Origin of the sequence: Vibrio sp. V01_P9A10T6, assembly GCF_963877065.1 — a bacterium.
Taxonomy (GTDB): domain Bacteria; phylum Pseudomonadota; class Gammaproteobacteria; order Enterobacterales; family Vibrionaceae; genus Vibrio; species Vibrio anguillarum.
This window is the reverse complement of sequence record NZ_CAWNTB010000181.1, coordinates 1-19,384: the sequence shown is the minus strand read 5'-3', so window position 1 is coordinate 19,384 and position 19,384 is coordinate 1. Positions and strand designations below refer to the sequence as shown.

Below are 19,384 nucleotides of genomic sequence, written 5' to 3'. Positions count from 1 at the left end.
AAGCAGAATGGTTGACATACTAACTCATCATTATCCAACTTACTGTTTAGCATGAGTTACCTCACTATCCATTATGAAAAAACTGCATGATAATTTCTGTAATTTGTTCTTTATGACCCAGATCAAATTATGTAGAATGTGCGCCATATTACGGTGACGAAAACGTTTGCTTTTGGTCGTTGTGTGGTTTTTTTGAAACTTTCAGTAAAATCTGAGTCAGGAGATACAGATGCTTAAGCGTGATATGAACATCGCAGATTACGATGCGGACCTGTTCGCAGCTATTCAAGAAGAGACTCTTCGTCAGGAAGAACACATTGAACTTATCGCTTCGGAAAACTACACAAGTCCACGTGTAATGGAAGCGCAAGGTTCACAGCTCACCAATAAATACGCTGAAGGTTACCCAGGTAAACGCTATTACGGTGGTTGTGAGTTTGTCGATAAAGTAGAAACACTGGCGATTGAACGTGCGTGTGAACTGTTTGGCGCAGACTATGCGAACGTGCAGCCGCATTCTGGCTCACAAGCAAACAACGCGGTTTATATGGCGTTGCTTAACGCAGGTGATACCGTATTAGGAATGAGCTTGGCACACGGTGGTCATTTGACTCACGGTTCTCCTGTCAACTTTTCCGGTAAGCTGTACAACATCATTCCTTATGGCATTGATGCAAAAGGTCAAATTAACTACGAAGAGATGGAAGCATTAGCGGTTGAGCATCAGCCAAAAATGATCATCGGTGGCTTCTCTGCTTATTCACAAGTTTGCGACTGGAAAAGAATGCGTGAAATTGCTGATAAAGTGGGCGCTTACTTGTTCGTTGATATGGCGCATGTAGCTGGTTTGATTGCGGCGGGTGTTTACCCTACCCCTGTTCCTCATGCCCACGTAGTGACGACCACTACCCACAAAACATTGGCAGGTCCTCGTGGTGGCCTTATTCTTTCGAATGCAGGTGAAGACTTATATAAGAAGCTTAACTCAGCCGTATTCCCTGGTGGTCAAGGTGGTCCTTTAATGCACGTTATCGCAGGTAAAGCGGTCGCGTTTAAAGAAGCTCTAGAACCAGAGTTCAAAGAGTATCAAAAACGCGTAGTCGCCAATGCGAAAGCGATGGTGGCCGAGTTTTTGGCTCGTGGTTACAACATTGTTTCAGGTTCCACAGAAAATCACCTGTTCCTTGTCGATTTGATCGATAAAAATATTACAGGTAAAGATGCTGATGCGGCATTGGGTGCGGCTAACATTACAGTGAACAAAAACTCTGTACCGAATGATCCGCGTAGCCCATTTGTGACCTCTGGCATCCGCGTGGGTTCTCCATCAATTACTCGCCGTGGTTTTACTGAAGCTGATGCGAAAGCACTAGCTGGATGGATGTGTGATATTTTGGACAACATGGGTGATGAATCTGTTATCCAAGCAACGAAGGCAAAAGTGTTAGAAATTTGTAAGCGTTTGCCTGTATACGCGTAGTTTTACGCACAATAAAATAAAGCTCCTAATATTCAGGAGCTTTTTTATTTGGTCATTATTTATTTTATTGAGCGCCAATAAAAAGTGTGGTCTCTTGCTGTTGAATGTGTTCTGCAGAACTATTTTGCAATGCTGAGCAATGTGCCTGACTTACATTGAAAAGAGTAATATTTAGTGCTCTCGTTAAATTTGCCTAAACCTTCACCATCACAATACTCAATATTAATATTGCGCATAGTATCAAGTGTCTTTTCGCTATTTAAGGCAAACTTAGAGCCGTCAGCGCAGACAATACGAACGCGGCCATCATCACTCACAGAGTAAATGTTGACTTCAGTATTACAAAGCTCAAAGGAGGCTTCACGATAGTTATCTTGCTGAGTATTAGACGCACAACCAGCCATTAAAGTGGCTGTAACAAGTGCTAATGTACTGATCGTTTTCATATTAATAAATCCCTAGCTTTGTTATCTATTTTCTATGTCGTTAGCCTATAGAACATAGAATCAATATTCAAGCTTCAATCATTAACCGAGCAGAGTCTCAAAAACCGATGAGTGAACATCGGCTTGATTGAACTTGTGCTGTGTGGTTATTTCACTTCTAGCCCTTTGGCTTGCATATCCGCATGATAGGAGGAACGTACGAACGGGCCACAGGCGGCGTGAGTAAATCCAAGCTCTAGTGCGATCTCTTTAAGTTCGTCAAATTCAGACGGTGGAACGTAGCGTTCAACTGGCAGGTGATGGCGACTCGGTGCTAAATATTGACCAAGAGTAAGCATTGTGACGTCGTGAGCTCGAAGATCTTTCAATACTTCCACTATCTCTTCTTTTGTTTCACCAAGCCCCATCATGATGCCTGATTTGGTAGGGATACTTGGATGTTGTTGCTTGAATTTCTTCAACAGTTCCAGTGACCATTTATAGTTTGCCCCAGGACGCGCCTTACGATATAGGCGTGGCGCGGTTTCTAAGTTGTGGTTAAACACATCCGGTGGGTTATCTTTGAGTAGTTCAAGGGCGATATCCATTCGGCCACGAAAATCCGGTACTAACGTTTCGATACGGATCTCTGGGTTTAATGCTCGAATTTCACGGTTACAGTCGGCAAAATGTTGGGCACCACCATCACGTAGGTCATCACGGTCAACTGAGGTGATAACCACGTATTTCAACTTCATATCCTTAATGGTTTGCGCCAGTTTTTGTGGTTCGTTTGTCTCTGGGGCATTTGGCCGTCCATGAGCAACGTCACAAAATGGGCACCGTCTTGTGCAGATGGCGCCTAAAATCATAAAGGTGGCGGTTCCGTGGTTAAAGCATTCTGCTAGGTTAGGGCAAGACGCTTCTTCACACACCGAATGGAGATTATTTTTACGCATTGCCGATTTGATCTCTTGGATGCGTTGGCTATCACTCGGCAGCTTAATTTTCATCCACTCGGGCTTACGCAAAACTTCTTTTTGTTCGGCGGCTGGCATATTTTTTACAGGAATTAATGCCATTTTATCAGCGTCGCGGTATTTAACGCCTTTTTCCATTTGGATCGGTTTGCTCATGCTTTTTACCTTTGAAGAGGTGCTTCTGTGCTGAATTCTACTTGCTCGTAAGCCAATATGTTAACGAGTTCTATTATAAGTTGTTTTTCTACGGTTTGTAGTTCTGTCGGGCCGCCCAGTTCACTGACTTGGGCCATTTCTAAACCCTGATAGCCACAAGGGTTAATGCGTAGGAAAGGGGAGAGATCCATGTTGACGTTTAGCGCTAAACCATGAAACGAACAACCTTTACGGATCCGTAACCCAAGAGAGCAGATTTTTTTCCCTTTGACATAGACACCAGGGGCATCTGGTCTTGCGGCTGAGTCAATACGGTATGCTTGCAAGGTATTGATCACGATCTGTTCAATTTTGGTCACTAACTCTCTTACACCTAATTTTTTGCGGCGTAAATCGATCAAGAAATAAGCCACTAGTTGGCCTGGACCATGGTAGGTAACTTGGCCGCCTCGGTCACTTTGTACCACTGGAATATCGCCAGTATTGAGAAGATGCTCAGCTTTACCTGCTTGGCCTTGGGTAAAAACTGGTTGATGTTCGACAAGCCAAATCTGATCCGGTGTGCTTTCGGTTCTTGTATCGGTAAATTCATGCATAGCTTCCCATACAGGAAGGTATTCTTGGCGACCCAGACGTTTTACAACAAGCGAATTTAACATCAGCGTGACTCATCTACCGTATAAATAAAGTTTTTGGATTATAAACTTCTTCCAGCGAATGGACTACTAATGAGGACGATAAATTTGTCCTTAGTGTGATGGGGTATATGCTAGCTATATGATTTATATTAAAAAAGCAGCCTAAGCTGCTTTCAAAAAAAATTGAATAAATCAAAAAATGAGAGGCTAGGCATCTCAATCACGGTTTTTGGGCTACAGAACCATACGTACGATATCGATCTCGCCTAGCTCTTTGTACAGTATTTCAACTTGCTCGATAGAGGTGGCGGTAATGTTAATCGATAAGGAGTGATAAGTCCCTTTTGCACTGGGTTTAACTCGTGGGCTGTAATCACCTGGAGCGTGACGTTGGATAACTTCAAGAACCTTCTCTGGAAGTTCGGGCTTTGCGTGGCCCATCACCTTGTAGGTAAATGAACAAGGAAACTCGAGTAAGTCTTTGAGTTTTGCATCAGAGTTGATAGTCAGCATAATGGAAACTCCCGTTGATAATTCGATTAGCGGTGGCGAATACTACAGCGAATGTTGATGGAACTCAATAATCACAAAGCCGCGGTAAGGCGGCTTTGTTTTATCTTCTACAAGGGATATCAGAATAACCCTTTGAAAAGCAATATAATGTAGTCCCAAAGACGGCTAAATATGCTGCCTTCATCAACATTTTCTAATGCCAAAAGAGGGTATTCAGCCACGTCTTTGCCATCAAGCTGGTAGTAAAGCTTACCGACCACATCACCTTGGCTTATTGGCGCTCTGAGCTCTTTTTCAAGAACAAAGCTTGCGCTGAGATCCTTCGCTTGACCGCGAGGGAGTGTAACGTAAGTATCTTCATTGACACCAAGCGCCACTTTATCTTTGTCACCCATCCAGATTTTTTCTTCGACGAATGTTTCACCTGCTTTGTGTGGCGCAACGGTTTCGAAGAATCTAAAGCCATAGCTCAGAAGTTTTTTGCTTTCTGATTTACGAGCATTTTCATCTTTGGTCCCCATAACCACAGCAACGAGGCGCATTTTCCCTTCCGTTGCAGAGCTAACTAAACTGTACCCAGCATTACTCGTATGACCGGTTTTAATACCATCTACGTTCATACTTTTATCCCACAGCAAACCATTTCGGTTGTACTGGGTAATCCCGTTATAGGTATATTTCTGCTCTGAATAAATACGGTACTCGTTTGGTACATCACGAATCAACGCTTGACCTAGTAGCGCCATGTCATATGGAGTTGAATAGAGATTTGGGTTATCTAGACCGTGTACGTTAGCAAAGTGCGTATTGCTCATTTTTAGTGAACTTGCCCACGCATTCATTAGGTCAACAAAAGCGTCTTCTGAGCCAGCAATGTGTTCAGCCATCGCCACGCAAGCGTCATTACCAGACTGAATGATGATACCTTTGTTCAGTTCTTCTACGGTAACGGTGGTGCCGACTTCAATAAACATTTTAGAAGAGTCAGGGAAGTTTTTAGCCCACGCATTTTTACTGACCACCACTTTATCTTGTGGAGAGATATTGCCACGTTTAAGTTCTTGGCCAATCACGTAGCTGGTCATCATTTTCGTCAAACTTGCAGGTGAAAGTTTGGTGTTCATCTCTTTTTCTGCCAGCACTTTACCTGAATGGTAGTCCATCAACACATAGCCTTTAGCGGCAATTTGAGGAGCATCAGGTATCACGATAGGCGCAGAAAATACTGAGCTAGTAAAGGTTGCAGAAAGCGCAATAGAAGACGCTAGAATCGGTTTTAAGAATGTGTGTTTTTTCATGAGGAATGCAAATTATCTTATTAACTGTCCATATCTTAACAGAAACGACCTATCAAACCAGAGCTTGAATCAAGATCACTGGATTTGATAAGTCACTGAGTGACGGGTTGCGCTTTGATGAAGGCGGTCTCGTAACCGAGTAATTTAACTTTTTCTAGCGTTTGTTGAGTCAGGGCATCGTCATTAAATGGCCCTAAAAATACGCGATGACTGCCATTCACACTGTCTACAAAGCTTTCAACCGTCAATGTTTGACTCAATTGTTCGGATAAAGTTCGTATTCTTTGCTCTGATTTTGCAGAGGCAACTTGGATGAGATATTGAGCCTTCTTTTTCTGTGGTGACGTCGTGATGGGTTTATCGATGGTGATGACTTCGATAGCCACATTCGCAGTCCCGGTTTGAACTACACCCAATTTGTAAGCGGCAGCGTAACTTAAATCAATAATTCGTCCCTCATGAAAGGGACCGCGATCGTTTACCCGAACGATCGCAGTTTTTTTGTTATCTAAATTCGTTACTTTAACGTAGCTGGGTAACGGCAACGTTTTATGGGCGGCCGTCATCGAATACATGTCGTAGATTTCACCGTTGGATGTCAGATGTCCATGAAACTTTTTTCCATACCACGAGGCTTGGCCTTTCTCTGTAAATCCTTTGGCCTCTTTGACAATGGTGTAGTTTATGCCTCTCAAAGTGTAATTCTTGTTGCCGCCCAAACTATAGGGTTCGTATTGCGGATGTGCATCTTCAATATGCTCAACCGAGAGTGGCGTGTTAGGGGCCACGTCGTCTGTTATTGAATAGCGGCTTGAAGAGCTACAACCGATGAGAAATAGACTCGTTAATATAAAGATAAATAGGGAGTTTCTCATGCTTAGGTTGCCTTAGAAAATGCTTTTCGGTGAGTGTGGATAGACATCAGTATGCCAAAGCCAGCCATGAGAGTGACCATGGATGTGCCACCATAGCTGATGAGAGCCAAGGGAACACCAACCACGGGTAAAATACCACTGACCATACCTATGTTTACAAAAACGTAAACAAAGAAGCTGAGTACAATACTTCCTGCCATCATTCGCCCAAAAGCCGTTTGCGCGTTGCTCGCGAGGTATAGACCACGTCCGATGATAAAGAGATAAATAGCGAGTAAACACAAGATGCCAATCATGCCCCACTCTTCAGCAATGACGGCAAAAATGAAGTCGGTGTGCCGCTCAGGTAAGAATTCAAGTTGCGACTGTGTGCCGTGTAGCCATCCTTTTCCTGACAACCCACCAGACCCAATGGCTATTTTACTCTGAATGATATGATAACCTGCACCGAGTGGATCGGATTCCGGATTGAAAAGTGTTCTGACTCGGGTTTTTTGATATTCACGCATCAGAAAGAACCAAAGCACAGGTATGAAGCCACCCAAAGCCACGGCGGCAGAAAAAATGATTCGCCAGCTTATTCCAGATAAGAAAATGACAAAAATGCCGGAGGCTGCAATCAATATTGAAGTGCCAAGATCGGGCTGCTTCGCGATTAGCACGGTAGGGATAAACACCATTAACAGCGAAACGACTAGGGTTTTAAAGGTGGGTGGAAGAGAACGTTTCCCTATGTAGCGAGCGACCATGAGAGGCACTGCGAGTTTAAGCAATTCTGAGGGCTGAAAACGAACAAAGCCTAAATTTAACCAGCGCTGAGCTCCCTTGGACGATTCGCCAAAAAACAGCACGCCGAGCAACAGCAGTACGCCACAGAAAAACATAAAGGGTGCAAGAGACTCATAAGTTCTTGGGGAAATTTGAGCAAGAAAGATCATCACACCAAGAGCCAGTACCATGCGCATGGCTTGGCGATCCATCATAGTTAAGCTCTGACCGCTGGCGCTGTACATCACGACCAGCCCAAACCCCATCAATAACAAAATACCCAGCAGTAATGGCAAGTCGATGTGCAAACGCTCAAAAAGCGCTCGATTTTGTCCTGTTGAAGGATCCAGTTCCATTATTTTTCAGCCTCTTTACCTAGAATGGCGCGGTCAAATATTTTCCTAACAACGGGTCCACCATTGCCAGAACCTCCCCCTGCGTTTTCGAGTACCAGAGTGACAATAAGCTGCGGGTCATCTACAGGCGCAAAGCCTGTGAATAGGGCATGGTCACGGAGGTGTTCGGCTAATTCATCGGCCTTATACACTTGGTTTTCTGCCAAGCCAAACACTTGCGCAGTTCCAGATTTTCCAGCGCTGACATATTTCATATTGGTAAATGAACGCCGTGCGGTTCCTTTTTTGCCGTGGTTTACAAGACGCATGCCATTGATTGCGATGTCCCAGTAGCGTTTCGGCACCCCTTCGATCGGTGGCGAAGTTTCTAATTCTGAAAGCTCTTGCCTGCTAAACTCTTCACCATTTTTGAGCGTCGAACGCAATAAATGCGGCGCAATCACTTTGCCGTGATTAACCAGCACGGAAGTCGCTTTGGCAATTTGCATCGGTGTTGATGTCCAATACCCTTGGCCAATGCCGACCGGAATCGTATCACCTTGATACCAAGGGGTTCGGTGACGTGCCATTTTCCACTCACGCGTTGGCATGTTCGCTTTGCCTTCTTCGTAAATGTCTAAACCTGTATAGTCACCAAAGCCAAATTTCATCATCCAACTAGAGAGACGATCAATACCCAAGTCGTAGGCGATTTGGTAAAAGAAGGTATCGACAGACTCTTCGAGTGCCTTATTAATGTCCACTCGACCATGCCCCCAGCGCAACCAGTCTCGGAAGGGCCGCGTTTTGGAGTTTGGTATTACCCAATAACCAGGATCATTACGTGTTGTTGTTGGGGTTATAACCCCTTCTTGAAGTGCAGCGACGGCAATAAAAGGTTTAATCGTTGAGCCGGGAGGGTAAATACCAAGTGTCGCTCGATTGACTAACGGGCGGTCTGGGTCATTGAGAAGTTCGTTGTAGGCGGCGCTAGAAATACCATGTACGAATGGGTTTGGATCGTAGCTTGGACTTGATGCCATGGTAAGGACACCGTTATCTTTTGGATCGAGCACTACAATTGAACCTCGCCGGCCATCCAACAACTTGTGCACATAAAGCTGCAGATCAATGTCCAAGCTTAATACAATGTCTTTCCCTGCCACGGGAGGGACGTATTTTAAGGTGCGAATGATGCGTCCTCGGCTATTGACCTCAACTTCTTGGTAGCCAGCCGTACCGTGCAGCACATCCTCATAAAAGCGTTCAATCCCCAGTTTGCCAATATCATGAGTGGCTTGGTAATTGGCTGAGCGCTCTTCGCGTTCTAGACGTTCCATATCTCGGTCATTGATTCTGGATACATAACCGATAACATGAGTGAGAACTTCACCATAGGGGTAGTAGCGCTTTAAGCTTGCGCTTACTGATACACCGGGAAACTTGTGCTGATTGACCGAAAAAATGGCCACTTCTTCTGGTGTTAACTGTGTCAAAAGCGGCACTGAATTAAACCGGCGTGTCTGACGACGCTCTTTTTCAAAGGTGGCAATTTTTTCTGGTGAGATGGTCAGGTATTGCTGTAAGCGCGTGATCGTATCATCCATATCGCGCACTTGCTCAGGTGTGATCTCTAAGTTGAATACTGGGCGGTTTTCCGCTAGTAGCACACCATTGCGGTCATAAATTAACCCTCGATTAGGCGCAATCGGGACGATTTTGATTCGGTTATCGTTGGATCGCGTTTTGTAATCTTGATATTGGTTAATTTGAATATGGTACAAATTGGTAAGCAGAACGCCCACCAGCATGATGATCGCAATAAAAGAGACAATTGCTCGGTTGCGAAACAGCCGAGCTTCTGATTGGTAGTCACGAATTTGGCTACGCTTACGTAACATGAATAGTTATTCTCGGTGATAAGGGTGATTAGCCGTAATACTCCAAGCGCGGTACAAACTCTCTGCCATGACCACTCGAACCAAAGGGTGAGGAAGTGTCAACGGCGAAAGCGACCAGCTCTGCTCTGCGGCGGCTTTGCATGCAGGAGAAAGCCCTTCAGGGCCACCAATTAAAATTGATACATCACGGGCATCGAGCTTCCAACTTTCAAGTTGTTCCGCCAGTTGTTCGGTATCCCAACGCTTACCTGGAATATCGAGAGTAACAATTCGATTGCTTTTTGGCACGGCCGCGAGCATAGCTTCGCCTTCTTTTTGCAAAATTCTTGCAATATCCGCATTTTTGCCACGTTTGCCCGCTTGTATCTCCACTAATTCAAGCGGCATATCGTGTGGAAAACGTCGGCGGTACTCTTGAAAGCCTTCTTCTACCCATTTCGGCATTTTGGTACCAACGGCAATCAACTGAATTTTCAAAACTTAACTCCAAAGTTTTTCAAGCTGGTACAGATCACGATGCTCTTCTTGCATAACATGCAACATGCTGCTGCCCATGTCTAGCACGACCCATTCACCTTCACTTTCGCCATCCATACCCAGTGGTTCCATGCCCACTTTTTTGACTTCAGTTGCGACATGTTCGGCAATCGAGGCTACATGTCGTTTTGATGTGCCTGTGCAAATGATCATGTAATCGGTGATGCTAGATTTTCCCTTAACATCTAAGGTTTTGATATCAATGGCTTTCATATCGTCGGCTTTATCGGCAAGAAAGTCTTTCAATTCGTGGTGTTGCAAGCGTCATCTCCTTTAAAAATTGGTCTGGTTACTGACAAAATGGCGCGGAGTATAACACGCCTTCAAGCCAACTTTGATACAACGGACTGTGGCAAGCAAAATTCAACACTGGTTTGCTGCAATATTGGCCAAGTTGAGGTTTCATACTGAGTTTTAGTTACTCTTTCGGCTTGGGTGAGTAATGCAATCAGCTGTTTGAGTTTATCTCTCGATAGTCTTTTTAAGCTTGCCGCGTACCAAGGTCGCTTGGATTGCCAAATTCGGTACTTATCAAAGATTGAGCCAATCGGCATCTGGGTTAAATCTTGATGCATTTGCAGCAGCAGTAGCAGCTCTTTTTGTAGGCTACGTATCAGAATCACAGGCTCAGTGCCTTCGGTAATGAGCTGGCGTAAAATACGTTGTGACCGATTCGCTTGCCCTTCGAGCAGCGCATCGACCCAGTGAAAGACGGTGAAGTGGTTATGTCGGCTTAATGACTCTTCTAAGCGGATCAGCGTCAGTAAGCCATCTGGATAGAGTAGCGCGAGTTTTTCTAAGCTTTGAGATAGTGCGAACAGATTGCCTTCATGCCATTGCGCCAGCATCTGCACTGCTTCTTGATCAGGTTTTAGCCCCAATGCGCGGCAGCGCATCATGACAAATTGTGGCAGTTTGCTGATATCCGGGGTTAAGCAACTCACCCAACATCCTAGGCTTGAGAGTGTCTTAAACCATTTAGTGCTTTCTTGTGCTTTGGTCAATTTCTCACCGATGATCACAAGTAGTACGTCAGGATGAAGCGATTGACCTAGGGCGACGAGCTCTTTCGCTGTTGCCGCATTTGCACCCGTTTCAGGTAATTCAATTTCAATGATTTTTTTGCTGGAAAATAAACTTAAAGCTTGGCAGCAGTCATAGACTTGATCCCAGTTTAAATGGGCATCGGCACTGAAACGATGGCGTTCTTCAAATCCTTGTTCTAATGCTTTTTTCTCTATCGCCACGCGTGATTCTTGCAGCAATAGCGGTTCGTTGCCAAACAGTAAGTAAAGCCCCATCAAGGGCTTGTTTAAGTGATCGGCCAGCTTGTCAGCAAATATTCTCATCACTCGCCTTTAGTTTGTCGCAGGAGCCGTGAATTGTGACGGTTCACTTTCCACGGTGTTTATCTCATAGGCCTGCTGGTCTGTTCGCTGCTGTTCATTTTCTTGTTGTTCAAGTTGATGTTCATTCGCTGCAATATCGGCTTTTAAACGTGCCATTTGGCGTAAAATTTGAGTTGCGGCTAGTTTGCGCATCTCATCTTCAATCATGTCTCGCTCTACCGATTTAGCGAGAGCAGTTAATGGGTTATCAAGATAGCTACGAGTCACACTGGTTGAAAACGTTTTCATGCCCAACTCAGGTAGTGTGACACGATACGATGCTTTAAAAGTGAGTTCTTTTTCTGCCGCACGAGTATTTTGATAGAGCGAGAGTGTCCGTTCACCAACACTCTCGCCTATAAGATGGATGTTCGGCACCGTCTCTGAGGGGGAAACAATCTCAATGTCACTCATTCGTAATTGATTTTTTACCATGCGAGTGAAGGTACTGTATTGATCGTAGCTGGTGACAGAGACACGATTGAGCTCTTCAGGAACGGAGTAATCGCCACGAAGATGAAAGCCGCAAGCGGAGAGTAGGCTGCTCATAATAACAATTAACGATAATTTCAGAGAGTAAGACGAAATTTGGCGCATTGGGGTTAAGTTCTCATATATTTAGGTGACTTATCTTAGCGCTCTATAGCTCTGTGGGTAAGAGCGCTAAGATAAATCAACAGGGCAGCGAGCTACCCTGTTGATAAACCAGTTATTACGACATTAGGCTGCGATATTAGTTCGCAACGATGTTCAGTAACTTACCTGGTACATAGATAACTTTACGAACGGTTAAGCCATCCGTAAATTTCATGACGTTCTCGTCCGCTAAACCGAGTGCTTCAACCTGATCTTTACTTGCATCAGCGGCTACGGTCAGCTTACCACGAAGTTTTCCGTTAACTTGTAGGACGATCAGTTTTTCATCTTCCACTAGGGCGGATTCGTCGTAGGTTGGCCACACGGTATTATCTACATCACTCTCACCCAGTGCATTCCACAGTTCAAAGCTGATATGAGGAGTGATTGGGTAAAGCATGCTGACAACCGCTTTTAAAGCCTCGTCGAGAATGGCCCGATCTTGCACGGATTCTTGTGGCGCTTTAGTGAGTTTATTCATCAACTCCATAATCGCAGCAATGGCGGTATTGAACGTCTGGCGGCGTGCAATATCGTCAGTCACTTTGGCGATGGTTTTATGCACATCACGACGCAACGCTTTTTGTTCACCAGTAAGAGAGGCGCTATCTACCGCTTCAGCCACACCTTTAGCGCTATGTTCTGCAACCAGTTTCCAGACGCGTTTTAGGAAGCGGTTAGCACCTTCTACACCAGACTCTTGCCATTCAAGCGTCATGTCAGCCGGAGAGGCAAACATCATGAATAGACGAACCGTATCGGCGCCATACTTATCAACCATCTCTTGCGGGTCGATACCGTTGTTTTTCGACTTAGACATTTTGATCATGCCTGAGTGCTCAACGTTGCGGCCTTGGTTGTCTACGGCTTGAGTTATGCGGCCTTTACCGTCGCGTTCCACTTTTACGTCAGTTGGCGCTACCCACTCTTTGGTGCCTTTCTCGTTCGTGTGGTAGAACGCATCAGCCAATACCATGCCTTGGCAAAGTAGTTGCTTGAAAGGTTCATCTGAAGTGACATAGCCTGCATCACGCAATAGCTTATGGAAGAAGCGTGAGTAGAGCAGGTGCATACAAGCATGCTCAATACCACCGATGTATTGGTCTACTGGTAACCAGTAGTTTGCCTTCGCTGGGTCTAAAATATCGTCCGCTTGTGGTGAACAGTAACGAGCGTAATACCAAGACGACTCCATAAACGTATCGAAGGTATCGGTTTCACGTAGTGCAGGCTCGCCATTAAAGGTGGTTTTGGCCCATTCTTTGTCGGCTTTGATTGGGCTAGTTACACCATCCATCACAACATCTTCTGGTAGAATTACGGGCAGTTGATCAATTGGCACTGGGTGAACTTGGCCATCTTCAGTGGTCACCATAGGAATCGGCGCGCCCCAGTAACGTTGGCGAGAAACCCCCCAGTCACGTAGACGGAAATTAACGGTTTTCTTGCCTTTACCTTCAGCCTCCAGCTTGGCTGCAATAGCATCAAATGCTGCTTGGAAGGCTAAACCATCAAATTCGCCAGAACCAAACAGGACTCCTTTTTCAGTGTACGCAGCGCTAGACACATCGACTTCAGAGCCATCTTCTGGTTTGATGACTGGAATGATGTCTAGGCCATATTTGGTGGCGAACTCAAAATCACGTTGGTCATGAGCAGGTACGGCCATCACCGCGCCTGTACCGTAATCCATCAGCACAAAGTTGGCGATATAAATAGGCACTTCACGACCATTTAAAGGATGAATGGCCGTTAGGCCCGTATCCATGCCTTTCTTTTCCATGGTCGCCAGTTCAGCTTCTGCAACTTTGGTGTTCTTACATTCGTCAATAAAAGAAGCTAAAGCAGGGTTATTTTGCGCTGCAATGGTCGCTAATGGATGACCAGCCGCAATGCCCACATAAGTGACACCCATCAAGGTATCAGGGCGAGTGGTATAGACGTCGAGATCTGAATGACCGTTGACACCAAACTTGAGCTCTACGCCTTCTGAGCGACCAATCCAGTTACGCTGCATGGTTTTGACCATTTCAGGCCAACCCTCTAAGTTCTCTAAATCGTCCAACAGTTCTTGTGCGTAGGCGGTGATCTTAATAAACCATTGTGGGATCTCTTTTTGTTCTACTGGTGTATCACAACGCCAGCAGCAGCCATCTTCAACTTGCTCGTTAGCGAGAACGGTTTGGTCGTTTGGACACCAGTTAACGGAAGAGGTTTTTTTATAGACTAAGCCTTTTTGATACAGCTTAGTGAAGAACTCTTGTTCCCAGCGGTAATATTCTGGCGTGCAAGTGGCGAATTCACGGCTCCAATCGTAGCCAAAACCCAGTAGTTTTAACTGGTTTTTCATGTACTGAATGTTTTCGTAGGTCCAAGGCGCTGGTGCCGTTTTGTTTTTTACAGCCGCATTTTCAGCGGGTAGGCCAAATGCGTCCCAACCAATGGGTTGCATGACGTTCTTGCCTTGCAGACGTTGAAAACGAGAGACTACATCACCGATAGTATAGTTACGCACGTGACCCATGTGCAGTCGGCCACTTGGGTATGGGAACATAGAAAGACAGTAGAATTTTTCTTTATTTGGGTCTTCACTTACAACAAAGGTCTTGTTGTCATCCCAGTGCTGTTGAACTTTTTGTTCAATATCTTGCGGGTTATATTGCTCTTGCATCGATGATATCCGGTTATCTTGGAATTTGTGAGTTCGGTTAGAACAGAGTCTAATAGATCGACATAGAATACCTAAAGCAGGGGTACACAACAATAGCCAATCTGGTTTGATGGAGGTGGGTGATGCCAAAACGTAAAACAAGTTACGAAGAGATTGTGGACGACGTGATTGAAACGCTCAAACATAGTCCTGATGAAATGTCCCAAGTTTTGCAGACATCAGGTAAGGTTGTTGATGCTGCCAATAATCTCACCAAAGATGAATTGGCGCTTATTTCTGCCTATGTAAAAGCGGATCTCAAAGAATTCGCGGATAGTTTTGAAGAGAGTAGAAGCAGCCCATTTTCATTGATGATTACCAATTCAATTTGGCAGGGGCTTTTTGACATCACCGATAAAACAAAAGTGGAATGGGTGGAATTGTTTCAAGATTTAGAACGACAAGGTTTATATCAAGCAGGGGAGATGATAGGCCTTGGGATGTTAGTGTGTGACCATTGTGGGCATAAAACCCAGTATAATCATCCAACTGAAATTATGCCTTGTATTCAATGTGGGCAAACGGCTTTTACTCGTCAGCCATTAAAACCTTAAGTGTTGCTGATAGAAAACCTCAAAAAGGCGCTGAAATGCGCCTTTTTGAGGTTAAGAATGAGGTGAGTGACGTCTTGTCCATCCGACGATCAAACTGAGTAGCACCCAGATGTAGAGCGGCCAAGTGCCGACAGCGTGATACGGCGTCTCTCCTTTGGTCGACGTGATGGTTGCTTTCAATACGGCCGTTTCAAATTGTGGGATCTGCTGCGTTATTTTACCTTTGTGATCCGTCACGGCGGTGACACCATTGTTGGTTGAACGAATGAGCGGTTTACCCAGCTCTAAAGCTCTCATCCGAGCAATCTCCATATGTTGCAATGGGCCATTTGAATGCCCAAACCACGCATCGTTAGAGAGGGTTAAGATAAAATCTGTTTCATCAGTGACATTCGCTCTGACTTGTTCATTGAAGATGATTTCATAGCACAGTGCCGCGGCTAGGTGTCTACCCTTGGCAATCAGATTCGGTTGAATATAGTCCCCACGGCTAAATGAAGACATCGGCAAGTTGAAAAAGGGTGCGATGGGCCTGAGCCAATCTTCAAATGGCACAAACTCACCAAATGGCAATAAATGATGCTTATGGTAGCGAGCGTCAGAGTTATAACGGTAGTCGCCATAAGGGTTGGTGCCAAGTACCAGAATGCTGTTGTAAAAAGATCGCTCTGGGCTTTGGTTGAGCACGCCTGTGACAATCGCACTGTCGTTCATTTTTGCCGCAGAATCTAAGTTACTCAAATAGGAAGGGATCTCGAATTCAAATGCGGGAACCGCTGCCTCTGGCCATACGATAATATCTGCGTCCCAGTTTTCTCGACTGAGATCGGTGTAGGCCATGATGGTTGGCCAGCGCTGATTGGGAAGCCATTTTTCCGCTTGCTTAATATTACCTTGAATCAGTGCGACGCGAGTTTGTGTGCTGGGATCGGGAGTGACCCAATCGAAATTGCGTAGTCCAAACCCCGTCGCCAATATGGTCAGAGGAATGAGCACGAGTATCCAAGAGCGCTTAAGCCACGTCATGGCTAGAGCGCTAGAACAGAGGAGCGTGAAGAAGGTGACCAGCTCAACGCCTCCTAGTGGTGCGAAACTGGCGAGCGGGCTATCAATTTGACTATAACCAAGCCATAACCAAGGAAAGCCGGTCATTACCCAGCCTCGAAGCCAATCGGTAATTAGCCAAAGCGCAGGGGTGGCTAATAAAAAATGGCTGATGGTATTATGACGGAAAAAACGGTTGAGTAAGCCAGCGAAAAGCCCAGAATAAAGGGCTAAATAACCGACCAGTAATGACATCAGGAACAGGCTGGCAATTTTGGGCATACCACCAAAGGTATCAATACTGACGTGCACCCAACTGATGCCAAAAGCAAAAAAACCTAAGCCCCAGCAGTAACCGATCCACGCTGCTTTTTTAGCTGGTTGCTGATTAATGAGCAACAATAGCAACATGGGGGTGAGTATGGCCAGCGGCCAAAACTGATAAGGAGCAAAAGCGAGTGGGGTTAATGCGCCAACAAAAGCGGCCGCAAGCGGCCGCATTAGGCGATGAAAAAGTGCTTTAATCATCTATCTCATTCTGCTGATGTGAATGGGGTTATGTCACTCTTCTGCTATCACTGGAAGTGATTCAAGATCAGGAATAGTGACTTGCAGTTGAACCACTCGGCGGTTGTCTGCTGCGGTGACTTTAAAGCTGTATTTGTCGATCTCTACAACTTCGCCACGGCTTGGCAGGTGGCCAAAGGCCGTCATCACCAATCCCCCTACAGTATCCACTTCTTCATCGCTGAACTTAGTACCAAAGGTTTCGTTAAACTCTTCGATGGTGGTCAGCGCTTTAACTGCAAAAGTATGTTTGCTGAGCTTACGGATATCCAATTGTTCTTCATCATCGAATTCGTCTTCAATGTCGCCAACGATCTCTTCCAAAATATCTTCAATGGTCACTAAGCCAGACACGCCACCGAATTCATCCACGACGATCGCCATGTGGTAACGCTCCTCTCGGAACTCCTTCAATAAGCGATCAACCCGTTTACTTTCTGGTACCACGACTGCCGGTCGGATCACTTCTAAAATGTTAAAAGGTGCACTGTCTGAACCTAAATATTTGAGTAAGTCCTTCGCTAGTAGAATGCCTTCAACATGGTCTTTATCTTCACTGATCACTGGATAACGTGAGTGCTGAGCATCGGTGATCAGCGCAATTAAGGTATCCAAGTCATCGTTTTTATCGATAGTGACCATTTGTGAGCGTGGGATCATAATATCACGCACGCGCATCTCAGAAATCTCCATCACACCTTCAAGCATATCTCTTGTGTCATGGTCGATAAGGTCATTGATTTCAGAGTCGCGGATCACATCCACAAGCTCTTGGCGATCTCTTGGATCACCTTGAAATAATTGGCCTAGGCGTTCAAAGAAGGACTTTCTACTCGGACCTTCAGAATTCTGGGGGTTATCTTCGTTCATTGTTTCTCTAATTTTCCTCGCTATCAGATGTGTGATAGCACACATATCGTACCGACTTTAGCGGTACTAGCTTCATTGTCTGGAGCTATTCCTTCTCAGCAATATACGGGTCTTCAAAGCCCATTTTTTGCAGAATTTCAGTTTCAAGAGATTCCATCTCTTCGGCTTCATCATCATCGATATGATCATAACCTAGCAGATGTAGACTGCCGTGTACAACCATATGAGCCCAGTGTGCCATCAACGGTTTTTGTTGCTCATCGGCTTCTTGTTCCACCACTTGACGGCAAATGACAAGGTCACCGAGTAGATCCAACTCTATGCCCGGAGGCATCTCAAAAGGGAAGGATAGCACGTTGGTCGGCTTATCTTTTCCTCGGTAATCGTGATTGAGCTGTTGACTCTCTTCGGAATCAACAATTCGTACAGTGACTTCCGCTTTTTCCTGAAATGGGGTCACCGCGTGAGTTAACCAATGGCTGAACTCATCAAAAGTAGGTAACCCTTGCTCATTTTTGACCGCTAATTGTAAATCTAGTTCGATACTCATTATTCACCAACGTTTTTTGTTGCGGTTACTGCATTCACTTCAGTAGAAACATCCACAGACTTTACTTCTCGCTCTTCACGACGACGTTGCTCTTGAGCTTTACGCTCTTTTTGGTCCTGAGCTTCCCATTTTTCGTAAGCGTTGACGATACGAGCAACCACTGGATGGCGTACGACATCATCAGACAAAAAGAAGTTGAAACTGATTTCGTCAACTTCATTGAGCACTTCAATGGCATGGCGAAGACCTGAACGAGCACCACGCGGCAAATCGATTTGTGTCACATCACCCGTAATAACGGCTCTTGAATTAAACCCAATCCGTGTCAGGAACATTTTCATTTGTTCAACGGTAGTGTTTTGGCTTTCATCTAAAATAATAAAAGCATCGTTGAGCGTACGTCCGCGCATATAAGCGAGTGGCGCAACTTCAATCACATTGCGTTCAATGAGCTTTTCTACTCGCTCAAAGCCAAGCATTTCAAACAACGCGTCATAAAGTGGTCGTAGGTATGGGTCGACTTTTTGGCTTAAATCACCGGGTAGAAAGCCCAATTTTTCACCTGCTTCAACCGCCGGACGTGTTAACAAAATTCGACGAACTTCTTGGCGCTCTAGCGCATCAACTGCAGCAGCAACGGCTAAGTAGGTTTTACCTGTCCCTGCTGGGCCAATACCAAAGCTGATGTCGTGCGTCACCATGTTAACGAGATACTGAGCTTGGTTAGGCGTACGCGGCTTTATCAGCCCTTTCTTGGTCTTAATGAAGACTTCTTTGCCATGTTGAATACTTGATTCAGACGGCTGCTCAAGGATCCCTAAATCTTTGATGGCTAGATGAATTTGCTCTGGTTCGATATCAGGAATTTGACCACGTATGGGTGAGGTATTAACGTACAAAGATTTGATAATATCCAACGCAGCAGCGGCAGTGTGTGGTTTACCGACTATGGTGAAAAACTGGCTGCGGTGATTAATTTCAACACCAAGACGGCGTTCTAATTGTTTGATGTTGTCATCGAATGGACCGCACAGGCTAGCAAGACGGCGGTTGTCTGAAGGTTCTAGATCTATCTCTAGCGTAACAATTTTATTGCTCAATGTTGCCTCTCAGTTTGCCATGGTACAGTGCCCGATTATGATCGAGCACTGTATGACAT

19 protein-coding genes are annotated in these 19,384 nt (G+C 45.2%); 2 read left to right on the top strand and 17 right to left on the bottom strand.

Annotated features, from left to right (window positions below; translation table 11 throughout):
* Positions 1–229: 229 nt before the first annotated feature.
* Positions 230–1,480, top strand: a complete 1,251-nt coding sequence (gene glyA, locus AACQ21_RS13705) for a serine hydroxymethyltransferase (RefSeq protein WP_105977629.1) — start codon at positions 230–232, stop codon at positions 1,478–1,480.
* Between the two features lie 119 nt (positions 1,481–1,599).
* On the opposite strand, the gene AACQ21_RS13700 is transcribed toward glyA, so the two are convergent.
* From AACQ21_RS13700 to leuS, 13 genes are all read right to left on the bottom strand, one after another.
* Entirely contained in the window at positions 1,600–1,926 is a 327-nt protein-coding gene (locus AACQ21_RS13700; RefSeq protein ID WP_013857344.1) for a hypothetical protein, read from the bottom strand.
* A 146-nt stretch (positions 1,927–2,072) separates the two neighbouring features.
* Positions 2,073–3,041, bottom strand: coding sequence for a lipoyl synthase (gene lipA / locus AACQ21_RS13695; protein ID WP_013857343.1), 969 nt, complete (start codon positions 3,039–3,041; stop codon positions 2,073–2,075).
* 5 nt (positions 3,042–3,046) lie between these two features.
* The gene (lipB, locus tag AACQ21_RS13690) at positions 3,047–3,700 is read right to left on the bottom strand and encodes a lipoyl(octanoyl) transferase LipB (RefSeq protein ID WP_013857342.1); all 654 of its coding nucleotides are present in this window, start codon (positions 3,698–3,700) and stop codon (positions 3,047–3,049) included.
* Between the two features lie 213 nt (positions 3,701–3,913).
* Positions 3,914–4,192 carry a DUF493 family protein YbeD gene (ybeD, locus tag AACQ21_RS13685; protein ID WP_010317329.1) on the bottom strand — a complete coding sequence of 93 codons (279 nt, stop codon included), beginning with the start codon at positions 4,190–4,192 and terminating at the stop codon, positions 3,914–3,916.
* Between the two features lie 119 nt (positions 4,193–4,311).
* Positions 4,312–5,490: a serine hydrolase gene (locus tag AACQ21_RS13680; protein WP_017045828.1), complete on the bottom strand. Its 1,179-nt coding sequence runs from the start codon at positions 5,488–5,490 to the stop codon at positions 4,312–4,314.
* A gap of 92 nt (positions 5,491–5,582) precedes the next feature.
* Positions 5,583–6,365 (bottom strand): septal ring lytic transglycosylase RlpA family protein, encoded by a 783-nt coding sequence (locus AACQ21_RS13675; protein WP_017043435.1) that lies wholly within the window; start codon positions 6,363–6,365, stop codon positions 5,583–5,585.
* Positions 6,366–6,367: 2 nt separating this feature from the next.
* Complete coding sequence (gene rodA / locus AACQ21_RS13670) at positions 6,368–7,489, bottom strand: rod shape-determining protein RodA (protein ID WP_013857338.1); 1,122 nt, start codon at positions 7,487–7,489, stop codon at positions 6,368–6,370.
* Complete coding sequence (mrdA, locus tag AACQ21_RS13665) at positions 7,489–9,369, bottom strand: penicillin-binding protein 2 (RefSeq protein ID WP_105977628.1); 1,881 nt, start codon at positions 9,367–9,369, stop codon at positions 7,489–7,491. The genes rodA and mrdA overlap by 1 nt, the downstream gene beginning before the upstream one ends.
* Positions 9,370–9,375: 6 nt before the next feature.
* Positions 9,376–9,846 carry a 23S rRNA (pseudouridine(1915)-N(3))-methyltransferase RlmH gene (gene rlmH, locus AACQ21_RS13660; protein ID WP_013857336.1) on the bottom strand — a complete coding sequence of 157 codons (471 nt, stop codon included), beginning with the start codon at positions 9,844–9,846 and terminating at the stop codon, positions 9,376–9,378.
* A gap of 3 nt (positions 9,847–9,849) precedes the next feature.
* Positions 9,850–10,167 carry a ribosome silencing factor gene (gene rsfS, locus AACQ21_RS13655; RefSeq protein WP_013857335.1) on the bottom strand — a complete coding sequence of 106 codons (318 nt, stop codon included), beginning with the start codon at positions 10,165–10,167 and terminating at the stop codon, positions 9,850–9,852.
* A gap of 62 nt (positions 10,168–10,229) precedes the next feature.
* On the bottom strand, positions 10,230–11,255 hold the full coding sequence (gene holA, locus AACQ21_RS13650; RefSeq protein ID WP_105977627.1) for a DNA polymerase III subunit delta: 1,026 nt from the start codon (positions 11,253–11,255) through the stop codon (positions 10,230–10,232).
* Between the two features lie 9 nt (positions 11,256–11,264).
* Positions 11,265–11,891: an LPS-assembly lipoprotein LptE gene (locus AACQ21_RS13645; protein ID WP_013857333.1), complete on the bottom strand. Its 627-nt coding sequence runs from the start codon at positions 11,889–11,891 to the stop codon at positions 11,265–11,267.
* A gap of 136 nt (positions 11,892–12,027) precedes the next feature.
* Positions 12,028–14,601: a leucine--tRNA ligase gene (gene leuS, locus AACQ21_RS13640; RefSeq protein WP_094123705.1), complete on the bottom strand. Its 2,574-nt coding sequence runs from the start codon at positions 14,599–14,601 to the stop codon at positions 12,028–12,030.
* Between the two features lie 122 nt (positions 14,602–14,723).
* Between leuS and AACQ21_RS13635 the strand changes: the two genes are divergently transcribed.
* Positions 14,724–15,194 carry a zinc ribbon-containing protein gene (locus tag AACQ21_RS13635; RefSeq protein ID WP_029189748.1) on the top strand — a complete coding sequence of 157 codons (471 nt, stop codon included), beginning with the start codon at positions 14,724–14,726 and terminating at the stop codon, positions 15,192–15,194.
* Between the two features lie 51 nt (positions 15,195–15,245).
* On the opposite strand, the gene lnt is transcribed toward AACQ21_RS13635, so the two are convergent.
* The 4 genes from lnt to AACQ21_RS13615 all read right to left on the bottom strand — a co-directional run bounded on the left by lnt (position 15,246) and on the right by AACQ21_RS13615 (position 19,325).
* On the bottom strand, positions 15,246–16,766 hold the full coding sequence (gene lnt / locus AACQ21_RS13630; RefSeq protein WP_105977626.1) for an apolipoprotein N-acyltransferase: 1,521 nt from the start codon (positions 16,764–16,766) through the stop codon (positions 15,246–15,248).
* Positions 16,767–16,799: 33 nt separating this feature from the next.
* Entirely contained in the window at positions 16,800–17,675 is an 876-nt protein-coding gene (gene corC / locus AACQ21_RS13625) for a CNNM family magnesium/cobalt transport protein CorC (protein ID WP_010317353.1), read from the bottom strand.
* Between the two features lie 85 nt (positions 17,676–17,760).
* Positions 17,761–18,225, bottom strand: a complete 465-nt coding sequence (gene ybeY, locus AACQ21_RS13620) for an rRNA maturation RNase YbeY (protein ID WP_105977625.1) — start codon at positions 18,223–18,225, stop codon at positions 17,761–17,763.
* Complete coding sequence (locus AACQ21_RS13615; RefSeq protein ID WP_105977624.1) at positions 18,225–19,325, bottom strand: PhoH family protein; 1,101 nt, start codon at positions 19,323–19,325, stop codon at positions 18,225–18,227. Before AACQ21_RS13615 ends, ybeY begins: the two co-directional genes overlap by 1 nt.
* Positions 19,326–19,384: the final 59 nt, after the last annotated feature.

Coding starts and splice junctions, on each gene's coding strand:
- glyA (WP_105977629.1), top strand. CDS start 230: ATGCTTAAGCGTGATATGAACATCGCAGATTACGATGCGGACCTGTTC.
- AACQ21_RS13700 (WP_013857344.1), bottom strand. CDS start 1,926: ATGAAAACGATCAGTACATTAGCACTTGTTACAGCCACTTTAATGGCT.
- lipA (WP_013857343.1), bottom strand. CDS start 3,041: ATGAGCAAACCGATCCAAATGGAAAAAGGCGTTAAATACCGCGACGCT.
- lipB (WP_013857342.1), bottom strand. CDS start 3,700: ATGTTAAATTCGCTTGTTGTAAAACGTCTGGGTCGCCAAGAATACCTT.
- ybeD (WP_010317329.1), bottom strand. CDS start 4,192: ATGCTGACTATCAACTCTGATGCAAAACTCAAAGACTTACTCGAGTTT.
- AACQ21_RS13680 (WP_017045828.1), bottom strand. CDS start 5,490: ATGAAAAAACACACATTCTTAAAACCGATTCTAGCGTCTTCTATTGCG.
- AACQ21_RS13675 (WP_017043435.1), bottom strand. CDS start 6,365: ATGAGAAACTCCCTATTTATCTTTATATTAACGAGTCTATTTCTCATC.
- rodA (WP_013857338.1), bottom strand. CDS start 7,489: ATGGAACTGGATCCTTCAACAGGACAAAATCGAGCGCTTTTTGAGCGT.
- mrdA (WP_105977628.1), bottom strand. CDS start 9,369: ATGTTACGTAAGCGTAGCCAAATTCGTGACTACCAATCAGAAGCTCGG.
- holA (WP_105977627.1), bottom strand. CDS start 11,255: ATGAGAATATTTGCTGACAAGCTGGCCGATCACTTAAACAAGCCCTTG.
- AACQ21_RS13645 (WP_013857333.1), bottom strand. CDS start 11,891: ATGCGCCAAATTTCGTCTTACTCTCTGAAATTATCGTTAATTGTTATT.
- leuS (WP_094123705.1), bottom strand. CDS start 14,601: ATGCAAGAGCAATATAACCCGCAAGATATTGAACAAAAAGTTCAACAG.
- AACQ21_RS13635 (WP_029189748.1), top strand. CDS start 14,724: ATGCCAAAACGTAAAACAAGTTACGAAGAGATTGTGGACGACGTGATT.
- lnt (WP_105977626.1), bottom strand. CDS start 16,766: ATGATTAAAGCACTTTTTCATCGCCTAATGCGGCCGCTTGCGGCCGCT.
- corC (WP_010317353.1), bottom strand. CDS start 17,675: ATGAACGAAGATAACCCCCAGAATTCTGAAGGTCCGAGTAGAAAGTCC.
- ybeY (WP_105977625.1), bottom strand. CDS start 18,225: ATGAGTATCGAACTAGATTTACAATTAGCGGTCAAAAATGAGCAAGGG.